We start from the raw sequence: 23,287 nt of genomic DNA, 5'->3' as shown, positions 1-23,287 counted from the left end.
GCTGACCCGATGCCTCGATCCAAGCCCGTCGCGAGCGCCGAAACCCGCGTCTGCGCCGCGGCCGGTAGTCCGCGAAGGCGGACTTCGTGTCGTTGTAGCCGCGACTTCAGTCGCCCTGCTTCATCCGGCTCCGGAGCCCGTCGCGGCGAGCTTCTGCAGGAACTCGAAGTGCGCGTCGGCCACGGTCTCCCAGCGGAAGCGCTGCGCGGAGATGCGCGCGGAGGCGGAGAGCGCCTCGCGCGCGGCCGCGTCGTCGAGCAGCCGCCCGGTGGCGTCCGCCAGCGCCTGCGCGTCGCCGGCGGGGACGAGCACGCCGCCGCGGGGCGCGTCCACCACCTCGGGGAGCGAGCCGGACGCGGCGGCCACCAGCGGCACGCCCGCCGCCATCGCCTCGGCCGCCACCATCCCGAACCCCTCGAAGCGCGACGGCATCAGCTGCACCGCCGCGCCGGCGAACAGGCGCTGCCGCTCGGCCTCGTCCACGGCGCCCAGGAGGCGCACGTTGCGCTCGATCCCCAGCTCGCGCGACATCGAGCGGACGCGCTCCATGTCCTTGCCACGCCCCGCGATGCGCATCTCCACCTCAGGCCGTTTCCGGGCCAGGATGGCGACCGCTTCGAGCAGGGTATCCAGCCCCTTCTGGATCACGTCCAGCCGGCCGAAGTAGAGCAGGTACGGCCCGGGACGGCGCGGCAGGTCGAAAAGCTCGCCGGGGACGCCCGCGTACACAAGGTCGATGGGCACCTCGGGCGCGACGATGGTCCGCAGCAGCTCGTACGTGGCCGTCGACGTGGCGGTGAGGCGGCGCGCCCGCCGGATCATCGCCTTCTCGAGCGCGGAAAGGGCGGGGGCGAGGACCGGGCCCCACCGCTCGCGCGCCGTCGGCCCGGTGACGTGGTGCACGGTGATGCCCGACGGGCGGTCGCGCGGCATGAAGATGGGCGTGTATGACGAGAAGTCGAACACCGCCGCGTCGTACTCCGCCGTGCGCAGCAGCCGGTTGGCCGCCGCGGCGTACGTCACCCGGCTCCACGCGTACGGCCCGCGCGCACCCAGCCGCAGGTAGCGCACGCCGTCGATCACCTCGTCCTTCGCGCCGGGAAAGCTCCCCGTCGCCACCGTCGCGTCCACGCGGTCCGTAAGCCGGCGGTACAGCTCCAGCACGCGCACCGCGCCGCCGCCCGCCACCCACGGGTTCTGCGGGTCGTCGTAGATGACGTGAAGGACGCGCAGCTTCATCCCGCGCTCCCAATTCGTTGCCAGCACGTCTGCCGGTAGACGTCATCCTGAGGCCGGCCACACCGCAACCAGCGTCCGCGCAAGAAGATGCAGGCCGAAGGATCTATCGCCGCGTCCACACGTGAGCTGGGGGACGGGCGCCGATCCTTCCCGCGGATCCCGATCACCCGTCGCGCCTGGCGATGAAGAAGTTGGAGCCGATCGACACGTCCCAGAACCAGCGCATCAGCGGGTTCTCGAACGGCCAGCCACGCTTCGAGAAGTACGCCGACAGCTTCCGCTTCAGCCCCGGCCGCACCTCCTCCGGCCGCGCGATGCGGTTGCGGAGGTAGTGCACCCACAGCTCGCGCGGCGAGACGACGGGGGAGAAGCCCGCCGCCTTCAACAGCTTCCGCAGCCGCCAGCGCGTGGGGATCACGCCCACGTCGTACGTGCCCTCGCCGCCGCCGCGCAGCTTCTCGAAGTACCAGATCTGCATCCGCCGCGGCATCAGCACGAGCCCGGCCAGGTCGTAGTGTGGGTCGTTCCAGAGCGAGTAGGCGGAGAACGGCTTGGGCGTCACCATGTACAGCAGCCCGCCGGGGGCGAGGACGCGGTGGATCTCGTCGAGCGTCTTCGGGCGGTCGGTGACGTGCTCCAGCACGTTGTCGAGGATGACGAGGTCGAAGCTCCCATCCGGCCACGGCAGCGCCTCGGCGATCCCGCTGCGGAGGTCCACCTCCACCCCGTGCTCCTGCGCGCGGATGCGACCGCGCTCCAGCGACTTCTCGTCGAGCTCGATCCCCGCGCAGCGGGCGCCCTCCTCGGCGAAGGCGATCAGCACGCCCGCGTCGCCGCAGCCGATGTCGAGCACGCGCCTGCCGTCGGGCTCGAAGCCCGCGTACTTGCGCAGCGTGTCGACCACGTAGAAGCCACGGGCGTACTCGCTGACGTACAGGTTCTTCCAGGTGTCGAAGTTGTCCGACGACCACCAGGTGGCGCGCTCGGCCTCGAGCAGCGCCAGGTAGCGCGGCTCCACCTGCGAGGTGTCGGTCCGGCTGACGCGCGGGCGCGCCGGGCTGGCGGGGTTGGGCAGGGGATGAATCTCCCGTCTCGGTACTCAGGGTCGGCTCGGAAGCCGTGAATTCTACGGCCTCCGCGCCTCCGGCGGGAGATGGGGGAGGTTGGATGGGGACGAGGCGCGCGACCCCGGGGCCGCGCCGCCGGACAACCGCGGGGGGCGACGGTGCCGCCAGTCAGCGCCGGTGGGCGCGCGGGGTGGCAAGGGTCAGCGGCTCGGCGTCGTCGTGCCAGCGGAAGGCGGCGAAGCGCGTGACCCAGGCCGCATTCTCGCCGTAGTGGCGCAAGCCCACGCGCCCCCAGCCGTGGTACGGACGGGGATCGTTCTCCGCGGCCGCCGGCGTCACCTCGCCGGCCACCTTGCCGTCGAACACCGCGCGGAGGACGGGGCCCGCGGCCTGGAAGGCGATGGTGTGCGGGGTGCCGCGCGGCCAGAGGACGTTCCCGCTCCACAGCTCGCGGTACTCGCCGCGGAGAACGTGGTAGATCGCCAGGTTCTTCTCGCCGCGCGGCGCGGGCGCCGCGTCGTCGCGGAAGGCGAGCAGGTAGTAGTCGCTGGCGTCGCGGAAGCGCAGCACCAGCCCGCCGTCGTCCGCGCAGTCCGACAGGGTCTGGACCCAGCCGTCGGCCAGCTCCACCCCATGGCGGACGAGCACGCTCTGGTCGGCGGGGCCCGTAGCCACCAGCCAGCCGCCCTGGAGCTCCCAGGTCGCGTCGCCGTCGCTGTAGGCGCTGTAGCCGGAGAGATCACGTCCGTCGAAGCCGTCCTCGCCCCGCGCCGCGCCCTCGTGCGGCAGGGTGATGGTGGTCCCGACGATCGACTGGGTAAGGCGGGCGTCGAGACGATCCGCCGGGAATGGCTCCGGCCCTGACCGGTGGCGGAAAGGGCCGCGGTAGACCGGCACCGCCAGGAGCGCGGCCATGCCGCAGAGCAGGAGATCGGTCCGCTTCATCGAGCCACCTTCGGAGAACAGGGTCCGGCGGCCGGCGTTCAAGCTTCGACGTTCGATCCCGGCGCGCGGAAACGCAAGCGCGATCGTACTCCGGTCGATGCAGGAATCCGCATCTTTAATGGAACGACAACCCATTCCTGCGAATCATCCTCCAGTCGATCATTCCCGCGCGCTCGGCTTCCATGGATCTAGCCACCGCGAGTCTCATCCGCCGATCGCCATCACGGCGGATCCGCGCCGCGCCGTACGAAAGGGTTCGCACCGGAGCACTTTCCGTGTCGTTGGTTGGATTCGAACGGACACGAACACGGGGGGTAAACTGCCTATATCCGTTCCTTCAACAGGTCGATGCAATGACTCCCTCCGACTTCCTCCACCGCAGTCCCCTCGACACCCTGCTACGCACTCAGACGCTCTTGAAGCAGGAGGCACGCCGCCGGGAGGAGCTCCTCGAAGGTCCTTTCTCGCGTATGGAGGAGGAGGCACGCCGCCGACAGGAGCTCTTCGAGGGTCCTTTCTCACGTATGCAGGAGGAGGAACGCCGCCGGCAGGAGCTCTTCGAGGGTCCTTTCTCGCGTATGCAGGAGGAGGCACGCCGCCGGCAGGAGCTCCTTGAGGGTCCTTTCTCGCGTATGCAGCGGGAGTTGCAAGGCCGGCAGGACCTGGTTGACCGACTCGCTGGGCGAACCGCGTCGGTGGCAATCCAGACCGTGGATTCCGTTCTAGGGCGCGCGCTATCCCTTCCGGATCTGGATGTTTTTCGGAGCCGTACGCCTGTATTTTCCGAGATTGATCGCACCCTTCGAATGCAAACCGAGTGGATGCGCTCGCTCCAGGCGAATTTAGAGAGTACGTCCTTTAGAACGCTCGCGATGGGCTTTTCGGGCAGTATTGACTTCGCGAAGCTGATCCCCGAGTTCGAGACGGCGCTGGGGTCTGCTGCACTCGAATTCCCAGACACGTTTGACGCTCTGCAGGGCCAGTTCCCCGAGGTCGCTCACGAACTCGCCGAGGGTGTTGTTCGCGCAGCCGAAGGCGACCCTGAATTGACCAACCGGAGTGTCACCGACTTCATCGATGACATCCTCTCTCACTACGGTCTGCTCGACGAAAAAGGTCGTGCCAAGCTCATTCTCGCGATCGCAGTGCTCCTGATTTCCATCGCTGGTGGGGCGATCGGCGAATCTTTGGGTGGCGAGTGGAACCGCTTTCGTGACGCGTCTTCCCAAGAAGAGGCGCAAGCGACCCAGGTAGCTCAAACGGAAGAGTTGGAACGGATTCGCTCCGAGATGATCCAGCTCCACGAGCTTGTCGCGCACCCTCCGCGGCCAGCGCGCGTAGTCAGGCGCGCTTGGCTCCGCGCCTCACCCAACACACAAGCCGAAAAGCTCGGTCCAATCCTAGAAGTCGGGACGTCGCTTGTAGTTTACGAGCGTACTGACAGGTGGGTACGAGTCGAAGCCGAGCCGACGCCTGGAGATGTGCGTGCTGGTTGGGTATATGGGCCGCTTACACGGTACGAATAGCGATCGCATCGCATTCGAGAATCACGACCGCTCCGCGACACCGGATTGTGACCCTCGCCGGGAATAGCGTAGGTTCGTGGCCGCGCGTCCGAAGCTGTGCCTCATCCCGCCCTGCCACGCCCTTCCATGCGTCCATCCGCCGTGAGCCCCATCCGCCGATCGCCATCGCGGCAACTCCGCGCAGCGCCGTACGTGTGCGCGGCGCTGCACGCGGCGGCGGGTGCGGCGATGCTCTTCGTCCTGCGCGGCGGCACCGAGGCCCAGCCGTCGCTGGCGGCGCGGATGGCGTACATCGAGGCGCACGCGGCGGCGTGGCGCGCCGGGTTCGCGGTGTGGATGGCGGCGGGGATCAGCGTGCTGGTGCTGTACGCCTGGTGGGCGTCCGCGCTGCCGCGCACGCGCCTGGCGGTGGCGGCGATCGCGATCGCGGCGGCGGGGCTGACGTGCGACCTGACGGGCGAATCGCTCTACATCGCCTGGCTCCCGCCGCTGACGGACGACGCGGCCGGCTTCGCGCACGTGCAGCGCGTGGGGACGGTGCTCACGTCGGTGTTCGCCAACGGCTTCTACACGATCGCCGGGATCGTGCTGACGCTGGGGACGCCGGGGCTGCCGCGGCCGGTGCGCGCGCTGGCGTGGGTGGTGTGGGTTGCGGGGATCGCGCTCAGCGCGTGCGGGGCGGTGGGATGGGCCACGGGGCTCGTGGCCGCGTCGGGCGTGCTCTTTCCCGCCCTGGTGCTGCTGGCGGTGATACTTCCACGGGCGCTGCGATGACGCGGGTGATCGTGCTGGGCGGCACCGGCTTCTTCGGCGCGGCCGCCGCGGCCATGCTGCGCGACGCGGGGCTCTCCGTGACCACGGCCGCCCGCCGCGGCGCCGACCTGGCGGTGGACGCGCAGGATCGCGATTCGCTGCGCCGCGCCTTTCGTCCGGGAGACGTGGTGCTCGACGCCGCGGGCCCGTTCCAGGCGCGCAACGCCGCCCTCGCCGAGGCCGCGATCGAGGTGGGGTTCGACGCGGTGGATATTGCGGATGCGTCGGCGTACGTGCGCCGCGTGCTGGCGCTGGCGGATCGCGCGACCGGGGCGGGCGTGCGCCTCCTTCCCGCGTGCAGCACCACGTCCGCCGTGTCGTCGGCGATGATCGCGTGGAGCGGCGTCACCTCGCCCGTGCGGCTGACGGCGTTCCTCGTCCCCACGCCGCGCCACACCGCCGTCTCCGCGACCGCCGCGTCGCTGCTGTCGACGCTGGGCGCGCCGGTGGCCGTGCTGCGGGACGGGGTGCTGCGGATGGAGCGCGGCTTCGGCTCGTCACGGCGCTGGGAGAGCGGCAATCCGCTCGGCCGCCGGCGCGGATGGCTGTTCGACACGCCCGACGGAGTTCTTCTCCCGCGCGCCCATCCGACGCTGGAGACGGCCGAGGCGTACGTAGACCCGAACGTCCCGGGCTTGGCGGCGGTGCTGGCCGTCGCGGCGCGCGTCTCGCCCCTGCGCGCGGCGATGCGGCGGGCGATGCCGGCGGCGCTTCCGCTGGTGCGGAGGCTGGGCGGCGCGCACGGCGGCTTCGGGTGCGAGGTGGAGTCCGCCGACGGGGTCACGGTCCGGCTGGTCCTCTCCGTGCCACGTGACGCGTACCGGCTGGCCGTGATCCCGGCGGTGCTCGCCGTCCGCGCGCTCGCCGCCGGCCGGGTGCCGCACACCGGCGTCCTCGCGCCGCACCAGCAGGTGGACGCGGACGAGCTGCTCGCCGAGCTGCGGCGGTGCGGCTTCGATCTCCACCGCTCGGAATTGGTTTGGTGAGACGGGCGGGTAAACCCGCGGCTGAAACATTGGGAAGCCTGCTTCGCAGGCTGCGGGGCCGGCATCCGTGGGCGGGCCGGGATCCGCGCCGCAGCAGCGAATGGATGCTCCTGGAGCCTCGCGCAGTTTGCGAGGCTTTCCTTTTTCCGTAGCTGCGGCTTCAGCCGCCCGTGACGAGGCCGGTCCGTGCTGCAACGCGCCGGTAGATCTCCGCGAGCCGGTCGGCGATCACGTCCCACGAGAAATTGGCGGCGACATCTTCGCGGCCGTTGAGGCCGAAGGTCCGCGCGCGCGCCGGATCGTCCATCATCCCCGCGATCGCCGTCGCCAGCGCGGGCGCGTCGCCGGGGGGGACGAGCAGGCCGTTGCGTCCGTCGCGCACGATGTCCACGATCCCGCCCGCGGCGCTGGCGATCACGGGGCGCGCGTAGCTCATCGCCTCGATCAGGACCACGCCGAGGCCCTCTGTATCTCCCTTCGCGTCCACCACCGCGGGGAGGACGAAGGCGTCACACGTCTCCAGCCTCCGCTGCAGCTCCTCCTTCGAGACGAAGCCGTGGAAGACCGCGCGGGGGCCGAGGTTGAGCCGCTTCGCCCGATCCTCCAGCTTCGCGCGGTCGGGGCCATCGCCCACCACGTGGAGGACGACGCGGCGATGTGACGGGAGCGAGGCGAGCGCGTCGAGAAGGAGGTGCACGCCCTTCCGCTCGACGAGGCGGCCGACGAAGAGAAGCTCGAAGTCGCGCGTACCATCCCAGGTGTACGGCGGCGGCTCGGCGGGCGCGTCCACCGCGGCGCCGAAGGGGATGATCGCTGGGTCGACGCCGGGGACCTGCTTGCGCAGGCGGTCGGCCGTGTAGGTGCTGATCGCCGTCACCGCGTCGGAGCCGCGCACGATGCGGTGCAGCAGCGGGGCGAGGAAGGGGAACTGGCGCTCCATCCACGTCAGCTCCACCCCGAAGAAGGTGGAGACGAGCGGGAGCCCCGACCTCCGCTTCGCGTAGAGCCCGAGCAGCCCTTGGGGGATGGGCCAGAAAGCGTGCACGACGTCGAATCCCCCCTCCTTCGCCAGCTTCGCCGCCGCGCGCGAACCGGCGGCCACGTAGCCCGGGACGAGGCCCAGGAACCACGGCCGCTCGCGGATGCGGTCGGGCGCGGTCTGGTCGTGGGTGAGCGTCTCCCAGCCGCGCGGCGCGTAGCGGAAGCGGTGCACGCGCACGCCGGCCACCGGCTGCGACGCCAGCCCGCGGTACGCGGGGGCCAGCACCTCCACCTGCACGCCACGCGCGCCGAGGCGCCGGATCGTCTCCACCAGCCAGGGGGTGATGACGTCGGACGGGTCGCGCGCGTAGGCCGTGACCAGGTACAGGACCTTCACTTGTCGGGGAATGCAGGGTGGGCTATGTTGGACATCTGGCCCAAGATACGGCCCCCCGCCGACCCCGCAAGCACCCCCGGCACACGCAGATCGGAGCCTTGGAGCGCGCCCTCGTCATCGTCCCTACGTTCAATGAGCGCGAAAACCTCCCTCGCCTCATTCCCTCCATCCTCTCGCGCGACGAGCGCCTGGAGATCCTGGTGGTGGACGACGGGTCGCCCGACGGCACCGGCGAGCTGGCGGACGAGATCGCGGCGGCCGAAAAGCGCGTGCACGTGCTCCACCGCACGCAGAAGCAGGGGCTGGGGAAGGCGTACCTGGCGGGCTTCCGCTGGGGGCTGGAGCGCGGCTACGACGCGCTGTTCGAGATGGACGCCGACTTCTCGCACGACCCCGGGCACCTCCCGCAGTTCCTGGAGGCGGTGGAGAAGTACGACGTGGTCCTGGGCTCGCGCTACCTGCATGGCCGCGTGACGGTGGTGAACTGGCCGATCGGCCGGCTGCTGCTGAGCTACTTCGCCAACGTCTACGCGCGGAAGGTCACCGGCGTGCCCATCGCCGACCTCACCGGCGGCTACAAGTGCTTCCGCCGCCAGGTGCTGGAGTCCATCGACCTGGAGCGGGTGGAGAGCAACGGCTACGCGTTCCAGATCGAGATGAGCTTCCGCGCCTGGAAGAAGGGCTACCGCCTGGGCGAGATCCCCATCATGTTCGTGGACCGCGACGTGGGCGAGAGCAAGATGAGCAAGGCCATCGTCCGCGAAGCCGTCTGGCGGGTCTGGAGGCTGAGATGGCTCTCGATCCGCGGCAAGCTGGATGGTCAAAAAGTCCTAAGGTCCTAAGTCCTGAGTCCTAAGTGACTGGAGACGACCCACTTAGGACTTAGGACTTAGGACCCAGGACTTCAGTTCTCCCTACCGCCGATCCCTCGCCACCCCCATGGCCAACCCCGGCTCCGAGTTCCTGCGCGCCCTGGCCGCCGCCGCCCTCCGCGAGGAGGAGCCCGCGGTGCTGGCCACGCGCGCCGCGGCGGGGCTGGCCGGGGTGTTCGAGCGCGCGAAGAACCTCGTGCTCGACGTCCAGTTCACCGGCTTCCTGTTCAAGGGGAAGCCGCTGGGTGGCGTGGATCCCGGCCTCCTGCGCGCCGCGGGGCAGCTGATCGTCCTCCGCGTCACCCGCGTCGGCTTCACGCCGGATGCGAGCGAGGCCGATCTCCGCACCTTCTTCGAGATCCTCGCCAAGCCGTCCGCCGAGCTCGCGGCGGAGGGCGTGGTCGTGCGCCTGCAGCGGCGCAAGCCCGCCGGCATCTATCTCAGCACCAGCACCGGCGAGGTCTACCGCCCGCCCCAGAAGCCGAAGCCCGCGGCCGAAGCTCCGTCCGCGGCGGCCGCGCCCGCGCCTGTCCAGCCGCCGCAAACGATTGGGGGGGATGAAGATGCGGGTGCGGCGCCGACACCCGTCGTGGGGGCGGGGGAGACCGGGTCCGTGCCGTCCATTTCTTCCGCGGATGCGGGACAGGGCGGGGGAGAGCCCGCCGGTGCCGCGGCCGTCGACGGCTTCGAGCTGTTCGACGTGGGCGAGGAGACCGACCTCTCCGACTTCGAGCTGCTGGACGAGTTCCCGGACCTGGGGCCGCCGCCGTCCGCGCCGAAGCCCGCCGCGCCGGCGCCGGGGCGCGAGGAAGAGGTTCCGTCGAACGACATGTTCCACTTCTTCCGCACCGCGCAGGGCGGCCGCGCGGAGGAAGAGGCGGAAAAGCTGCCGGCGCTGCTGCGCGCGGCCGACAACCCCGCGCGCTTCGACGAGCTGGTGGAGGCCGCCACGCGCGCGGTGCAGCGCCTCCTCCGCGGCGACGATGCAGGGCAGGCGGTTCCGCTCCTCGACGCGCTCCAGCGCGAGGCCGAGCGGCAGGACCGCACCCGCATCTTCCGCGACAGCGCGGTGGGCGCGCTGCGGCGCCTGGGCGCGGCCGAGACGCTCCCGCTCCTCGGCGACCTCCTGCAGCGCGCCGGCGGGGACGACCGCGAGCGCATCCTCCGCTTCTTTGCGTTCGTCGGTGCCGACGCGGCGCCGCAGCTGGAGACGATCCTCTTCCGCACGGGCGACGCGGAGCTGCGCGCGGCCGTCTTCCGCCACCTGGTGGGGATGGACGGCGCCGCGCAGCGCCTGATCGCCCGCGCGATGGGCGACCCCTCTCCGGCGCGCGCGCGGATGCTGCTCGAGCTGGCCGTGCTCCCGGGCGCCGACCCCGACGTGGCGCTGCGATGGATCAGCGAGGCGGCGGGGCACCCGGACGCCAGCGTGCGCATCGACGCCGCCAAGTACGCGGCGGTGCTCGGCGGGCGCGGCGGGCTGCGCGTACTGCTGGACCTGCTGAACAACGACCGCGACCCTGTGGTGAAGCGCGCCGCCATCCACGCGGCCGGCGCCCTGGGTGACCCGACCGCGGTGCCGTTCCTCACCCGCATCGTGAACGAGAGCGGCGACGAGGACGTGCAGGTCGCGGCCATCCACTCCCTCGGCCGCCTGGGCTCGGGCGAGGCGCTGCCGGTGCTCCTGGGCGTGGTCAACAAGCGCGGCCTGTTCGCGGGGAAGAAGCTCTCGCGCGTGAAGCACGCGGCGCTGGCGGCCATCGCCCGCATCCCCACGCCCGCCGCGCGCGAGGCCATTTTCGCCATCGCGGGAGGGAAGGACCCCGACCTCGCCGCCGAAGCCCAGCGCGTCCTGGCCACGATGGAGTGAGCAGGGACGGACGATCTGAATCGCCCCGCCGCTCCTTCCCGAGCGGCGGGGCTTTTTCGTGTCCGAGCATCGCCCATATCAACATTTGTTATAGATGTTGAATCATTCACAGGTGTGTAGAGAACAACAGGCTTAACAGGATGTGTTGCGAATCCGTAAATGGTTGTCTTGTAAATGCTTAGGTTGTTATCGTTAGGAAAGGACGATGCGACTGAAGTCGCGGCTACAACTACACACAGTCCGCCTTCGCGGACTTCGATGCACGCCCAGGCATTCGTGCGCGTCCTCGGCGAAGGTTCCAGGGCAACGGCAATCAATGGGGCAGGCGCCACATATAAGGTGGCGCCGCACAGATCCCGCTCGCGCGCACCGGAATCGCGGTCGAGCGGATGCCGGTAGTCCGCGAAGGCGGACTTCGTGTGGTGTAGCCGCGACTTCAGTCGCATCGTTTCATCTTTCTTCCGGCGCGTGATCATCTCTCCACGCATCCGAGCTGCGACCTGGCCGCCGCCGTCCACGCCGTGATCGATCTGCCCTCGAAACCCAGCGGGGGAGCCGTCTCGTGGAGAACGATCCCGGTTTCCCACAGCTTTCCTCAATTAAAGTTTACATAACGCTTATTATACGAACTGGCGCGTCGGTTGCACCTTAGGGGCGGACTACGCTACCAAGGAGCCACGGATGGCACGCGCGATCTGGAAAGGCAGCATCAGCTTCGGCCTCGTCAGCATCCCCGTCGGCCTGTTCAGCGCCGAGACGCGCGACGAGATCAGCTTCAGGCAGCTCGACAAGAAGAACCTGGCCCCGGTCGGCTACAAGAAGTACAACAAGGAGACCGGCAAGGAGGTCGAGCTCGAGGACATCGTCAAGGGCTACGAGTACGAGGACGACCGCTACGTCCTGATCAGCGACGAAGACCTGCGCCGCGCCAACCCCGAGAAGACGCAGACCGTCGACATCACCGACTTCGTGGACCTCGACGACATCGATCCCGAGTACTTCGACAAGCCGTACTACCTGGCGCCCACCACCAAGAAGAACACCAAGGCCTACGCCCTGCTCCGCGAGGCGCTCAAGCGCGCCGGGAAGGTCGGCATCGCCAAGGTGGTCATCCGCTCGCGCGAGTACCTGTCGGCCGTCGTCCCCCACGGCGACGTGCTGGTGCTGGAGATCCTGCGCTATCCGCACGAGATCCGCGGCACCGACGAGCTCGACGTTCCGCGCGGCGAGCTGGACGACATGGGCGTGACCGACCGCGAGGTCAAGATGGCCGAGATGCTGATCGACGGGATGACGGCCGAGTGGGACCCGTCGAAGTACCACGACACCTATCGCGACGACCTGATGTCGCTGATCCGCAAGAAGATCGAAAGCGGACAGACCGAGGTGCTCGACGAGACGCCGGTGGAGGAGGTGGCGCCGCGCGGCGACGTGATCGACATCATGGCGCTGCTGAAGAAGTCGGTCGAGGCCACCCAGCGCGGCCGCGACGCCGCGGACGAGGAGGAGGAAGAAGAGGAGAAGCCGCGGAAGAAGTCGTCGACCAAGGGCGCCAAGGCGGCCAAGCCCAAGAGCGCGCAGCCCGCCAAGCCGCGGACGCGCACGCGCAAGACGGCCTGAGGCGGGGCGCGCGATGGGACTCGGCGAGTACCACCGCAAGCGCGACTTCAGCAAGACCGCGGAGCCACGGGGGCGCGAGCACGACTCGGGCCCCTCGCTGGCGTTCGTGGTGCAGAAGCACGCCGCCAGCCACCTGCACTACGACTTCCGCCTGGAGCTCGACGGGGTGCTGAAGAGCTGGGCCGTTCCCAAGGGCCCCTCGTACGACCCCACCGTCAAGCGCCTGGCCGTCCACGTCGAGGATCACCCGGTCGAGTACGGCGACTTCGAGGGGATCATCCCCAAGGGCGAGTACGGGGGCGGCACGGTGATGCTCTGGGACGCCGGCCGCTGGGAGGCGGTGGACGACGCGCACAAGGGATATCGCAAGGGCCACCTCAAGTTCCGGCTCGACGGCGAGAAGCTGCGCGGCATCTGGCACCTGGTCCGCTCGCGCCGCGGCGAGGAGGGCGAGAAGGAGCAGTGGCTGCTCTTCAAGGACGACGACGACTTCGCGAAGCCCGAAAGCGCCGGCAAGGTGACGGAGGACGAGGCGCTCTCCGTCAAAACTGGACGCTCCATCGAGGAGATCGCCGCGGACGCGGACGCCACCTGGCGCTCCAATCGCCCCCCCACGAAGTCGCGCCCCTTCGCCGAGGTGGCCGCGAAGGTGAAGGCGAAGGTCACCGGGAAGACCGCGCGCGCGAAGGCGCCCGCATCCCCCGCCCCCACCGTGCCCGGCGCGCGCAAGGCGGCGATGCCGAAGGAGTTGCTTCCCGAGCTGGCCACGCTGGTGGACGACGTCCCCCCGGGCGAAGACTGGCTGCACGAGATCAAGTTCGACGGCTACCGCATCCTGGCGTTCATCGACGGCGGCCGCGTGCGGCTGGTGACGCGCAAGGCGAACGACTGGACGGACCGCTTCTTCGGCCTGGTGGCCCCGCTGAAGACGCTCCCCGCCAGGCAGGCGATCCTGGACGGCGAGGTGGTGATCGTGGCACCCAACGGCACCACCAGCTTCCAGATGCTGCAGAACGTGCTCAACAACGGGCGGCAGGACGAGCTGGTCTTCTATGCCTTTGATCTCCTCTATCTGGACGGCATCGACCTGCGCGGCGTTCCCCTCTCCGCGCGCAAGGAGGCGCTGCGGGCGCTGCTGGGCGGCGCGGCGGACGGGCCGCTGCGCTACAGCGACCATGTCACGGGGAGCGGCAAGGCCTTTCACGCGCAGGCGTGCCGGATGGGGCTGGAGGGGATCATCTCCAAGCGCGCCGACAGCCGCTACCTGTCGAAGCGCGCGAAGGACTGGCTGAAGGTGAAGTGCCAGAAGCGTCAGGAGTTCGTGATCGGCGGCTGGACCGACCCCAAGGGCTCGCGCTCGGGCTTCGGCTCGCTGATCCTGGGCTTCTACCGCGACGGCGAGCTGATCCACGCCGGCCGCGTGGGCACGGGCTTCAACGAGGAGACGCTGCGCGACCTCCACCGCCGGCTGAAGAAGCTGGCGGCGGAGACCACGCCCTTCGCCAACTACGGCAAGCGCAAGCCGCGCGATGTGCACTGGGTGAAGCCGCAGCTGGTGGGCGAGGTGGCCTTCACCGAGTGGACGGAGGAAGGGATCCTGCGCCACCCCACCTTCCAGGGGCTGCGCGAGGACAAGTCCCCCCGCGACGTGGTGCGCGAGGAAGAGCAGCCCGTGGCGAAGGCCGCGAAGGACTCCCCCGCCCCGCCCTCAGAGGTTTCCGAGGAGCGCGAGGAGTATCCCCGCCCCCTGCGCAACCGCGGGCTGCTGGAGCGGCCGCCCAGCACGCGCAGCCGCTCGCGCGGGCGGAAGGGGCCGGAGGCGGAGGTCGCCGGCGTGCGCATCTCCAATCCCGACAAGGTGCTGTTTCCGGACGTCGGCGTCACCAAGCTGGAGCTGGCGCGCTACTACGAGGAGATCGGCGACGACTGGATGCTCCCCTACTGCGCCGACCGCCCGCTGACGCTGGTCCGCTGTCCGGAAGGCGCCGGGAAGCCCTGCTTCTACCAGAAGCACGCGGACGACAACTTCCCCAGGCCGGTCGGCCGCGTGGACGTGACCGAGAACACGGGCGAGGAGGACGTCTACACCTACGTAGACTCGGTCGCGGGCCTCGTGTCGATGGTGCAGATGGGCGTGCTGGAGCTGCACGTGTGGGGATCGAAGAACGACAACGTCGACCGCCCCGACCTCTTCATCCTCGACCTGGATCCGGCGGAGGACGTGGCGTGGGAGCGGGTGGTGCGCTCCGCCTTCTCCGTGCGCGACCAGCTGGGCGAGATGGGGCTGGAGAGCTGGTGCAAGACCACGGGCGGCAAGGGGCTGCACGTCGTCGTCCCGTTGGCGCGGCGGCACACGTGGGAGGAGGTGAAGGAGTTCACGCGCCTGTTCTGCCGCGAGGTGGCCGGCCGCGCGCCGGGCGAGTACATCACCAAGAGCACGCTGTCGAAGCGCAAGGGAAAGATCTTCCTGGACTACCTGCGCAACGCGCGCGGCGCCACCGCCGTCTCCGCGTTCTCCGCGCGGGCCAAGCGCACCTGCCCCGTCTCCGTCCCGCTGTCGTGGGAGGAGCTGTCGCCGAAGATCCGCTCCGAGGCCTTCACCCCCGCGGCGGTGATCGAGCGCCTGAAGAAGCTCACCCGCGACCCGTGGGAGGACTTCTACAAGACGCGCCAGACCATCACGAAGCAGATGAAGGCGGCCGTGGGGATGTAGCCAGGGACAGGGGACAGCGAGAAAGTGGACGGCCCGCATCCGGGAGGGATGCGGGCCGTCGTGCTTGCCGCTGGTTCGAATTCAGGGGATGAAGGTCACGGGCGTCTTCTCCACCACCTTCACCAGCCGGTAGGCGCGGGACGAGCCGTCGGCCGGCGGATTGTCGATCTCCCGGACGGCTACGACGAGCGTGTACACGTAGCCCGGCTGCCACGTGAAGCCCTCGATCTGACCGTAGAAGTAGGTCCACTCCGCCGCGCCGTTCTCCTTCACGATCAGGCACTTTTGCTGCCCCTCTCCCTGGCAGTCTACCTGCACGGGCCCGACCTGCATGGTGATGGTGCGTTCATCGGACCCGGAGATGACCGAGCACGCCGACACCACCGATGCGGCGAGAAGGAACAGCGCGACGAGCAGCGGACGGAATCGGGGCATGGATCGCGATCGCGTGGGTGGAGATGTCTCCGGCGCGGGACGGCCAACAAACGTTTGAGGGGCGCCGCTCGTGACGCCCCTCGCGCTGCTGCCGTGAGAGCGCGGAAAACTCCCCACAGATGCAGGAATACGCACAGGTTGGCCCCGGTCAGGGCCTCACCGGCGCGGGCGGCGCCGGGGGTGGGGCGGCGGGAGCGGCGGGCGGAGCAGGAGTGCCGCCCGTCGCCGGTGTCTGCGTCGTTCCCCGCGTGGCCGAATCGGTCCGCATGGTGACGACCTGCCCGCTGGCCACGCTTTCGTTGAGCCGTCGGTGGATCTCCGCCATGTCATCAAGGATCTTCGCGCGGCCGGTGTCGGGCTTCGCGATACGGTAGATCACCGATTCCATGCTGCTGGCCGCCAAGCGGTTGGCGCGCCACTTGGCCTCGAAGTTCCCCGTGGTCGACAGCGTGATCAGCAGCGCCGCCGCCGCCGCGAGGCTGGCCGCCAGGTCCTTCCGGAGCGTTTCGCGCTTGCTGAGGCTGTCGAGCTTCAGGATCACTCCGGCCGCCGCGCTGAACAGCGCCGCGCCGAACGTGCACCCGAAGTACACGGCGCTCCATCGGCCCGCGTTGGCGCGGTACTGGTAGTAACTTTCCAGCGCCGAAGAATAGAGGGCAGTGGCATTCCGTGGAACGAGCGGTTCCAACGGCGAGATTCCCCGCCCCAAGTATGCGATCGGCTGCCGCAGCGTATACCAGACGATGAACGCAATCGCGGCGACGGCAACGACGGCAAGCACTGTTTTGTAGATTTTTTCCATGGTCGGATGCATCCAAGAGAGGAAGAAGTGGAGTACAGCGAGGGAACCATAAAGAAGCTGCGGCAAGGTCACATTCGTCGGACGCATGGGCCCAACGGGGGGCTTGTTGGGCAGCCCCCATCTGTCCCGTCAATCAGTTCGTCCGGTAGCGGCGGCTGACCTCGTCCAGGCGCTTGCGCTCGTCCTCGGTGAGCGAGGAGAGGCCTTCGGCGCTGATCTTGTCGAGGATGCGGTCCACGTCGTCGAGCAGTTCCTTCTCGGCGTGGGCGCCGCGGCGCGCACCGGCGGCGGCCGCGGGGCGCGGGGCGGCGGGCGTCTGCGCGGGCGCCTCCTTCTTCCCCGCCCACGGCACCACCGCGCGCTGCGGCTTGCGCGCGGGCGTGCGGCGCGGCGGCAGGTCGCCCCAGGCGCGCGGCGCCCACGGGCTGCGGAGATACAGGTAGGCCGTGCCGAACGCGCCCAGGTGCGCCAGCCCGAATCCCCCGCTCTGCACCGAGATGATGAACCCGATCACCGCCGAGAACAGCGCCAGCCACTTGGCCTTGACCGGGATGATCCCCCAGATGTTGATCTCCATCTCCGGCCACAGCACCGCGAACGCCAGCAGCATCCCGTAGATGGCGCCGGTGAAGCCCAGCAGCGGCATGGCGCCCATCCCCGGCTGCACCGCCCACAGGATCAGCGACAGCACCAGCCCGCCCGCCGCCGACACCGCGCAGAAGCGCAGGAAGCCGCGCCCGCCCCAGTGCGTCTCGAGCGCGCCGCCGAAGAAGTAGAGCGTGAGCAGCGTGAAGAGCGTGCCCAGGATCTCGCGGTGGACGAGCGGGAAGGTGAGCGCCGACCACGGCTGGCGCAGCACGTTCCGCGGCACCCAGACCACCCACTCGGTCAGCCCCAGGCGCAGCAGGTCGTCGGCGATGAACAGCCCCAGGAACACCGCGGTGATCGCGATGAGCAGGCGGGTGACCCAGGGGGTGAGCCGCGGGCCGAACGCAGTGGGGTCCGCGGCGTAGCTGTCCCGGTACGGCATGTGTCTCGAACGGGTGGATTCTCGCGGGTTCGGCGGACGGCCTACCGTACACCGGTGGGGCGGCTCCGGTCCGCCCTCACCCCGGCCCCATCGCCTGCTGCACGATGCGCTCGCACAGCTCGGGATAGTCGATCCCGGCCGCGGCGGCGGCCTTGGGGAGCAGGCTGGTGGCCGTCATCCCCGGCAGGGTGTTGGCCTCCAGGCAGAACAGCTGCTCGCGGGCCAGGATGAAGTCGATGCGCGCGTATCCCCGCAGCTTCAGCACGCGGAAGGCCCGCAGCGCGTACGCCTGCATCAGGGCCACGACCTCCTCCTCCAGCGGCGCGGGGCAGAAGTACTCCGTCATCCCCGGCGTGTACTTGCTGTGGTAGTCGTAGATCCCCTTCTTGGGCCGGATCTCCACCGGCGGCAGCGCCTGGTCGCCCAGGATGCCGACGGTCAGCTCGCGCCCCTTGGCGTAGCGCTCGATCATCACCTCGGTGTCGAACTTCTTCGCCTCCTCCACCGCCGGCGCCAGCTGGCCGATCTCGGTGACCACGGTGATGCCCACGCTGGAGCCCTGCTTGGACGGCTTGACGATGCAGGGGAAGCCGATCAGGTCCTCGATGGTGTCGGGATCGTACCTGAACTCCGGCGCCCGGGCCACGCGCCACGGCAGCGTGGGCACCTGCGCGTCGCGGAACAGGCGCTTGGAGACGTCCTTGTCCATGGCGATGCCGGAGCCGAGCGGGCCGGAGCCGGTGTAGCGCACGCCCATCAGGTCGAGCAGCGCCTGGATGGTGCCGTCTTCCCCCGCCCCGCCGTGCAGCGCCAGGAAGGCCACGTCGGCGCCGCGGATCTGCTCGATCTCGGAGAGCTGGATGGGGTCCAGCGCGCCCTCGAGCTCGCCGGGCGGCGCGGCGTGAACGCCCTCGGGAAGGAGGTCGGCCTCGCGCTCGGGCGGCACGTAGCCGCGCGCGGTGTCCACCGTCCACACCTCGTGGCCGCGCCCGCGCAGCGCCTTCACGATCCCCTGCCCCGACGCCAGCGACACCTCGCGCTCGGCGCTCGTGCCCCCCATCAGCACCGCGATCTTCATCCTCGTCCCCATCCCCTCACCGGTGTGTCGTCAGCCCTGCATCGCGGTGTCTCGCCCACGCACGAAGCGTACGCGGGAAATCTCACCAGCGGCGTCCCCGTACGCCAGTCGCAGGCGGAGCATCGCTGTTTCTCACGCGGAGACGCGGAGACGCGGAGGCCCGTGGCGAGCACCTCCGCGTCTCCGCGCCTCCGCGTGAGAATTCCTTCTACAGCTCGCTGCCGCAGATCTCGCAGTACCAGGCCTGGGGCTCGTTGATGGCCCCGCACTCCTTGCACAGCAGCGCCTCGCCGCGCTTGCGCTGCTCCTGCGTGGTCTCGGCGGATGCGTCGGGGCTGATGCCGCCGCCGGAGCCGCCGGTCAGGTCCTGCCCGAAGCTGGTCGGCTCCGCGCGCCCGCCGGCCTGCGGCTGGGCCTGCTGCGCCGGGCGCTGGCTGCCGCCGCTGATGGCGCGGTCCAGCTCCTCCAGGAAGGCCAGGTCGTCCGCGGCCAGGTCGCTTCCCGCGGGCTCCTCGGCCGCGGGGGCGGCGGGCTCCAACTGGTCGAGGAAGGCCAGGTCGTCGGCCGGCGCCTCCTCGGCGGGCGCGGCCCACTTCCCCGCCGCGCCGCCGTCGATCGAGTCCAGCCAGGGGAGGTCCTGCGCCGCGTCGCCCGGCTGCGTAGTCGGGTTGGCCGGCGAGCCGCCGAACTCGTTGGCGAACGGGTCCCACCCCTCCGCCTCCTGCCGCGGCGCGGCGGGCGGAGCCTCGGCGGTTGCGTCCTCCGGCGGCATCTCCTCCGACGGCACCTCGGCCTCGACCTCGCTGATCCACGCCGCCAGCTCCTCGCCGGAGATCGGACCGGCGTCCTGCTCCTCGGGCGGAGACGCGGCCGCGGCCTGCGGCTCGTCGCCGAACGCCGGCGCCTCTTCCTCAGCCGCGGGCGGAGCGGGTTCGCCGCCCGTGTCCTCGTCCTCGGGCGCGTAGGCGAAGACGGGGAGCGGCTCGGCCTCTTCCTCGTCCGCGGCGAAGTCGTCCGCGGGCTCCGGCTCCGGCTCTACCGCCTCTGCCGCCTCGGCCGACGCGCCGCCGCCGATCTCCGCGGAGAGGACGGAGAGGCGCTCCACCTCGCCGCGCGTGCGGGCCACATTCTCATCGGCGGCGGAGACGTCCTGCTCCAGCGGCGCGCGCTGCTGGTCCCACGCCGGCTCGTCGAGCTCGCCGATCAGGTGGCGCAGCCGCGTCTCCTCCAGCGCGTCCACCGCCTGCGCGCGGCGCTCCTCGGCCTGCTGCAGCTCGCCGCGCATCTCCTCCAGGCTGCGCTGCACCTCCTCGGCGTGACTGGCCAGCTCCTCGGTCACCCGCCGCAGCCGGTCCTGGTAGTCGGCGCGGACGCGCTCGGCCACGCGGCTGGGCGCGCCGGTCTGCACCTCGTCGAGCTTCGCGATCCAGGCGCGCAGCTGCTCGCGCTGGGCCACCAGGTCGTGCACGCCTTCGCCCGCGTGGTTCGGAGTCGTCATCTCGGTCCTTCCCTGTCGGCGCGTCAACGCGGTCACCCGCGGAACATGTCGAGAACCACCTCCACCACCTCGGCCGCGGGCACCGCCTCCACCTCCGCGTTCTGCGGGAACGCGGGCGGCTGGAAGAGCGAGCGGTCCAGGTGGCGGTCGTACGCCGACCATCCCCCCTCCCCCACCTCGTTCAGGAGGGCCATGGCCGGGTTCATCTTGCTGTCCAGGTCGTCCGCATAGTGGAGGATCAGCGCCTCCAGCGTCTGCGGCACCTTGGGGCTGGCCCACTCGTGGCGCCCCTGGTGGCTGGCGATCAGGTGCTGGAGATGGAGAAGCCGGTGCGGGTCGATCCCCGGGATCTGCTCCGCCTCGCGCGTGACCATCTGCAGGCCGATGAGGATGTGGCCCAGGAGATGGCCCTCGTCGGTGTAGGCGATCGACCGCCCGGCGCTCAGCTCCCTCACCTTGCCGACGTCGTGCAGCAGCGCGGCCGTCACCAGCAGGTCGCGGTCCACCCGCGCGCCCTGCCGCCCGTAGTGCGCGCAGAGCGCGTCCGCCGCCTTCGCGACCGAGAGCGAGTGCTCCAGCAGCCCGCCCAGGTACGCGTGGTGGTTCCGCTTCGCGGCGGGGTGGAGACGGTACTGCTTCCCCGTGGTCGTCTTCCGCCCCGTCATCCGCTGCAGGAGAAGACGGAGCGCGGGGTCGGCGACGGTGTCGACGAGCAGGTCCAGCTCCTTCGCCATCACGTTGCGATCGCGGGGAGACGCGGGGACGAAGAGCTCCAGGTCGTCGTCGCCGATCTGCACCGGCTGGATGGCGGTGACGGTGAGCTCGACGCGGCCGTTGTACGTCGACGTCCGCCCGCGCACGCCGATCACGTCCTCGGCGGCGAAGAGCGCGTCGAACCTCGCGGCGTCGTCCCACACCTTGGCGTCGATCGAGCCCGTCCGATCTCCAAGCACGAGATGGAGATACGGCTTCGCGGCCTTGGTCTCCTTGCGCTGCTTGTCCAGCACCAGGAAGCAGGCGGTCACATCGCGGCCGTCGGCCAGCTCGCGCACCTGTGGCCACGCGCCGCCGCAGTACGCGCGCGGGTCGGGGCGGTGGGAGATCGAGGGAAGGGGGATCACGCTCATGCGTTGTACTGCCAGGCGGTCTGCCCGCCGATGAGGGTGCGCACCGCGCGGCAGCGGAGCTTCCGGCCGCCGAACGGCGTGTTCTTCGAGAGGGAGACGAACCGCGCGGGATCGACCGTCCACTCCGCCATGGGGTCGAGGATGGTCACGTCCCCCGCCGAGCCGGGGCGGAGCGAGCCGAGGCCGATCCTGTCGAGGTTCATCGACCGCGCGGGGGCGCAGCTCATCCGCTCCACCAGCGTGGGAAGGTCGATCAGCCCCGTCGCCACCAGCTCGGTGTAGGCCAGGCCTACCGCCGTCTCCAGGCCGACGATGCCGTTGGGCGCGTCCTCGAACGCCTGCTCCTTCTCGTCGTAATGGTGCGGCGCGTGGTCGGTGGCGATCACGTCCAGCGTCCCGTCGGCCACGCCGGCGCGCACCGCGTCGCGGTCGGCGGCGGAGCGCAGCGGCGGGTTCATCTTGGCGTTGGTGTTGTACCACTCCACCGCCTCGTCCGTCAGCGTGAAGTGGTGGGGACTCCCCTCCGCGGTCACGCGCACGCCCTTCGCCTTCGCCGCGCGGATCAGCTCCACGCCCGTCCGGGTCGCCACGTGCTGGATGTGCAGCCGGCCGCCGGTGAGCTCCGCCAGCATCAGGTCGCGGGCGATCATTACGTCCTCGGCCGCGTTGGGGATGCCCGTCAGCCCCAGCCGCGTGGCGATGATCCCCTCGTTCATCGTCCCGCCGCGCGAGAGCGTCAGTTCCTCCTCGTGCACGGCCACGGGAAGGTCGAAGCTCTGCGCGTACTCCAGCGCCATCCGCAGCAGCCCGGCGTTCATCACCGGCCGCCCGTCGTCCGTCACGCATACGGCGCCGGCGGAGACCAGCTCGCCGATCTCCGTCAGCTGCTCACCCTTCTGGCCGAGCGTGATGCAGCCGCTGGGGAAGACGCGCGCCCCGCCCGCCCGCAATCCCGCCGCCTTCACGTAGCCCACGAGGGCGATGGAGTCGATCGGCGGATCGGTGTTCGGCATCGCCACCACGGCGGTGAAGCCGCCCGCCGCCGCCGCCCGCGCCCCCGTCGCGATTGTCTCCTTGTGCTCCCCGCCCGGCTCGCGGAGATGGACGTGCACGTCGATCAGCCCCGGCGCGACGACCAGGCCGGACGCGTCGACCGTCTCCGTCCCCTCCGGCGCGTCGATCCCCTCCCCCACGCGGGCGACGCGGCCGTCCGCGATCAGCACGTCGGCGACGGCGTCCATCCCCTGCGACGGATCGACCACGCGGCCGCCGCGGATCAGCACCCGGCTCACGCGTCGCCTCCCTCGGGGGCGGGGCCGCCGGCCAGGAGGTAGAGGACGGCCATGCGCACGGCCACGCCGTTGGTCACCTGCTGGAGGATGACGGAATGCGGCCCGTCGGCCACGTCGCTGTCGATCTCCACCCCGCGGTTCATCGGGCCGGGGTGGAGGATGAGGAGGTCGCCCTGCTTGGCCTCCACCCGCGCGCGGGTGACGCCGAAGACGCGGTTGTACTCGCGGAGGCTGGGGATGAAGCCGCCCTTCATCCGCTCCAGCTGCAGGCGCAGGACGTTCAGCACGTCCGCCCACTCGATGGCCGCCTCGATGCGGTTGAACCAGCGCACGCCCAGCGCGTCGACGTCCGCCGGCATCAGCGTCAGCGGCCCGCAGACGCCGACCTCCGCGCCCAGCCGCTTCAGCCCGTGGATGTTGGAGCGGGCCACCCGCGAGTGCAGCACGTCGCCGCAGATGCACACCTTCAGCCCCTCGATCGTCCCCCGGTGGTCGCGGATGGTGAGGAGGTCGAGGAGGCCCTGCGTGGGGTGCTCGTGCTTGCCGTCGCCCGCGTTGATCACGCTGGACTCGATGCGCTCGGCCAGGAAGCGCGCGGCACCGCTGGAGGCGTGGCGGATCACCACCATGTCGATCCGCATCGCCTCGAGGTTGCGCGCGGTGTCGACCAGCGTCTCGCCCTTCTGCACGCTCGAGCCCGAGGCGGCGATGCTCACCGTGTCGGCGCTCATGCGCTTCTCGGCGAACTCGAACGAGATGCGCGTGCGCGTCGAGGCCTCGAAGAACAGGTTGACGACCGTCTTGCCGCGCAGTGTCGGGACCTTCTTGATCTGCCGCTCGCTGATCTCCTTGAGCGGCTCCGCCGTGTCGAGAATGAGCCGGATCTGCTCGGCCGTCAGCGGCTCGAGCGCGAGCAGGTCCTTCCCGAGGAACGACGTGGGAGCAGCGCTCACGCACCGCCCCCACGGGTGATGATGACGGCATCCTCGCCGTCGA

At 70.3% G+C, this 23,287-nt stretch carries 19 protein-coding genes; 7 read left to right on the top strand and 12 right to left on the bottom strand.

From position 1 onward, the window contains the following. Positions 1-120 precede the first annotated feature (120 nt). The 3 genes from VF092_30805 to VF092_30795 form a co-directional block, all read right to left on the bottom strand. Positions 121-1,239 carry a glycosyltransferase family 4 protein gene (locus VF092_30805; protein ID HEX6751724.1) on the bottom strand — a complete coding sequence of 373 codons (1,119 nt, stop codon included), beginning with the start codon at positions 1,237-1,239 and terminating at the stop codon, positions 121-123. Between the two features lie 163 nt (positions 1,240-1,402). Further along, the gene (locus tag VF092_30800) at positions 1,403-2,257 is read right to left on the bottom strand and encodes a class I SAM-dependent methyltransferase (GenBank protein ID HEX6751723.1); all 855 of its coding nucleotides are present in this window, start codon (positions 2,255-2,257) and stop codon (positions 1,403-1,405) included. A 217-nt stretch (positions 2,258-2,474) separates the two neighbouring features. Beyond that, a complete protein-coding gene (locus VF092_30795) occupies positions 2,475-3,251 on the bottom strand; it encodes a hypothetical protein (protein ID HEX6751722.1) in 777 nt (258 codons plus the stop codon). 416 nt (positions 3,252-3,667) lie between these two features. On the opposite strand from VF092_30795, the gene VF092_30790 reads away from it, so the two are divergent. The 3 genes from VF092_30790 to VF092_30780 all read left to right on the top strand — a co-directional run bounded on the left by VF092_30790 (position 3,668) and on the right by VF092_30780 (position 6,576). Beyond that, positions 3,668-4,777, top strand: coding sequence for a hypothetical protein (locus VF092_30790; GenBank protein HEX6751721.1), 1,110 nt, complete (start codon positions 3,668-3,670; stop codon positions 4,775-4,777). A 126-nt stretch (positions 4,778-4,903) separates the two neighbouring features. Continuing rightward, positions 4,904-5,551, top strand: coding sequence for a hypothetical protein (locus tag VF092_30785; GenBank protein ID HEX6751720.1), 648 nt, complete (start codon positions 4,904-4,906; stop codon positions 5,549-5,551). Continuing rightward, positions 5,548-6,576, top strand: a complete 1,029-nt coding sequence (locus tag VF092_30780; protein HEX6751719.1) for a saccharopine dehydrogenase NADP-binding domain-containing protein — start codon at positions 5,548-5,550, stop codon at positions 6,574-6,576. The genes VF092_30785 and VF092_30780 overlap by 4 nt, the downstream gene beginning before the upstream one ends. Before the next feature lie 160 nt (positions 6,577-6,736). Here the strand turns inward: VF092_30780 and VF092_30775 are convergent, their stop codons facing one another. Continuing rightward, positions 6,737-7,954 (bottom strand): glycosyltransferase, encoded by a 1,218-nt coding sequence (locus VF092_30775; protein ID HEX6751718.1) that lies wholly within the window; start codon positions 7,952-7,954, stop codon positions 6,737-6,739. A gap of 98 nt (positions 7,955-8,052) precedes the next feature. Here VF092_30775 and VF092_30770 point away from each other — a divergent pair, with 98 nt between their 5' ends. The 4 genes from VF092_30770 to ligD all read left to right on the top strand — a co-directional run bounded on the left by VF092_30770 (position 8,053) and on the right by ligD (position 15,029). Next, a complete protein-coding gene (locus VF092_30770) occupies positions 8,053-8,796 on the top strand; it encodes a polyprenol monophosphomannose synthase (GenBank protein HEX6751717.1) in 744 nt (247 codons plus the stop codon). Positions 8,797-8,893: 97 nt separating this feature from the next. Then, positions 8,894-10,696: a HEAT repeat domain-containing protein gene (locus tag VF092_30765; GenBank protein HEX6751716.1), complete on the top strand. Its 1,803-nt coding sequence runs from the start codon at positions 8,894-8,896 to the stop codon at positions 10,694-10,696. Between the two features lie 681 nt (positions 10,697-11,377). Next, positions 11,378-12,316 carry a Ku protein gene (locus VF092_30760; GenBank protein HEX6751715.1) on the top strand — a complete coding sequence of 313 codons (939 nt, stop codon included), beginning with the start codon at positions 11,378-11,380 and terminating at the stop codon, positions 12,314-12,316. A 13-nt stretch (positions 12,317-12,329) separates the two neighbouring features. Continuing rightward, positions 12,330-15,029 (top strand): DNA ligase D, encoded by a 2,700-nt coding sequence (gene ligD, locus VF092_30755; protein HEX6751714.1) that lies wholly within the window; start codon positions 12,330-12,332, stop codon positions 15,027-15,029. An 81-nt stretch (positions 15,030-15,110) separates the two neighbouring features. Here ligD and VF092_30750 read toward each other — a convergent pair whose 3' ends face one another. The 8 genes from VF092_30750 to VF092_30715 all read right to left on the bottom strand — a co-directional run bounded on the left by VF092_30750 (position 15,111) and on the right by VF092_30715 (position 23,244). Next, positions 15,111-15,464, bottom strand: a complete 354-nt coding sequence (locus VF092_30750) for a DUF4377 domain-containing protein (GenBank protein ID HEX6751713.1) — start codon at positions 15,462-15,464, stop codon at positions 15,111-15,113. A gap of 148 nt (positions 15,465-15,612) precedes the next feature. Next, positions 15,613-16,353, bottom strand: coding sequence for a hypothetical protein (locus tag VF092_30745; GenBank protein HEX6751712.1), 741 nt, complete (start codon positions 16,351-16,353; stop codon positions 15,613-15,615). Between the two features lie 46 nt (positions 16,354-16,399). Next, a complete protein-coding gene (locus VF092_30740; protein ID HEX6751711.1) occupies positions 16,400-17,296 on the bottom strand; it encodes a rhomboid family intramembrane serine protease in 897 nt (298 codons plus the stop codon). Positions 17,297-17,372: 76 nt separating this feature from the next. Continuing rightward, complete coding sequence (locus VF092_30735) at positions 17,373-18,374, bottom strand: D-alanine--D-alanine ligase (protein ID HEX6751710.1); 1,002 nt, start codon at positions 18,372-18,374, stop codon at positions 17,373-17,375. Between the two features lie 208 nt (positions 18,375-18,582). Next, complete coding sequence (locus VF092_30730; GenBank protein HEX6751709.1) at positions 18,583-19,872, bottom strand: hypothetical protein; 1,290 nt, start codon at positions 19,870-19,872, stop codon at positions 18,583-18,585. 32 nt (positions 19,873-19,904) lie between these two features. After that, entirely contained in the window at positions 19,905-20,999 is a 1,095-nt protein-coding gene (locus VF092_30725; protein ID HEX6751708.1) for an HD domain-containing protein, read from the bottom strand. After that, on the bottom strand, positions 20,996-22,291 hold the full coding sequence (locus tag VF092_30720; GenBank protein ID HEX6751707.1) for a dihydroorotase: 1,296 nt from the start codon (positions 22,289-22,291) through the stop codon (positions 20,996-20,998). The genes VF092_30725 and VF092_30720 overlap by 4 nt, the downstream gene beginning before the upstream one ends. Then, on the bottom strand, positions 22,288-23,244 hold the full coding sequence (locus VF092_30715; protein HEX6751706.1) for an aspartate carbamoyltransferase catalytic subunit: 957 nt from the start codon (positions 23,242-23,244) through the stop codon (positions 22,288-22,290). Before VF092_30715 ends, VF092_30720 begins: the two co-directional genes overlap by 4 nt. Positions 23,245-23,287: the final 43 nt, after the last annotated feature.

The sequence above is a fragment of the Longimicrobium sp. genome (assembly GCA_036377595.1).
Taxonomy (GTDB): domain Bacteria; phylum Gemmatimonadota; class Gemmatimonadetes; order Longimicrobiales; family Longimicrobiaceae; genus Longimicrobium.
This window is presented reverse-complemented; position numbering and strand designations above follow the sequence as displayed.

Coding starts and splice junctions, on each gene's coding strand:
- VF092_30780 (HEX6751719.1), top strand. CDS start 5,548: ATGACGCGGGTGATCGTGCTGGGCGGCACCGGCTTCTTCGGCGCGGCC.
- VF092_30760 (HEX6751715.1), top strand. CDS start 11,378: ATGGCACGCGCGATCTGGAAAGGCAGCATCAGCTTCGGCCTCGTCAGC.
- VF092_30750 (HEX6751713.1), bottom strand. CDS start 15,464: ATGCCCCGATTCCGTCCGCTGCTCGTCGCGCTGTTCCTTCTCGCCGCA.
- VF092_30795 (HEX6751722.1), bottom strand. CDS start 3,251: ATGAAGCGGACCGATCTCCTGCTCTGCGGCATGGCCGCGCTCCTGGCG.
- VF092_30785 (HEX6751720.1), top strand. CDS start 4,904: ATGCGTCCATCCGCCGTGAGCCCCATCCGCCGATCGCCATCGCGGCAA.
- VF092_30740 (HEX6751711.1), bottom strand. CDS start 17,296: ATGCCGTACCGGGACAGCTACGCCGCGGACCCCACTGCGTTCGGCCCG.
- VF092_30765 (HEX6751716.1), top strand. CDS start 8,894: ATGGCCAACCCCGGCTCCGAGTTCCTGCGCGCCCTGGCCGCCGCCGCC.
- VF092_30730 (HEX6751709.1), bottom strand. CDS start 19,872: ATGACGACTCCGAACCACGCGGGCGAAGGCGTGCACGACCTGGTGGCC.
- VF092_30725 (HEX6751708.1), bottom strand. CDS start 20,999: ATGAGCGTGATCCCCCTTCCCTCGATCTCCCACCGCCCCGACCCGCGC.
- VF092_30805 (HEX6751724.1), bottom strand. CDS start 1,239: ATGAAGCTGCGCGTCCTTCACGTCATCTACGACGACCCGCAGAACCCG.
- VF092_30735 (HEX6751710.1), bottom strand. CDS start 18,374: ATGAAGATCGCGGTGCTGATGGGGGGCACGAGCGCCGAGCGCGAGGTG.
- VF092_30745 (HEX6751712.1), bottom strand. CDS start 16,353: ATGCGTCCGACGAATGTGACCTTGCCGCAGCTTCTTTATGGTTCCCTC.
- ligD (HEX6751714.1), top strand. CDS start 12,330: ATGGGACTCGGCGAGTACCACCGCAAGCGCGACTTCAGCAAGACCGCG.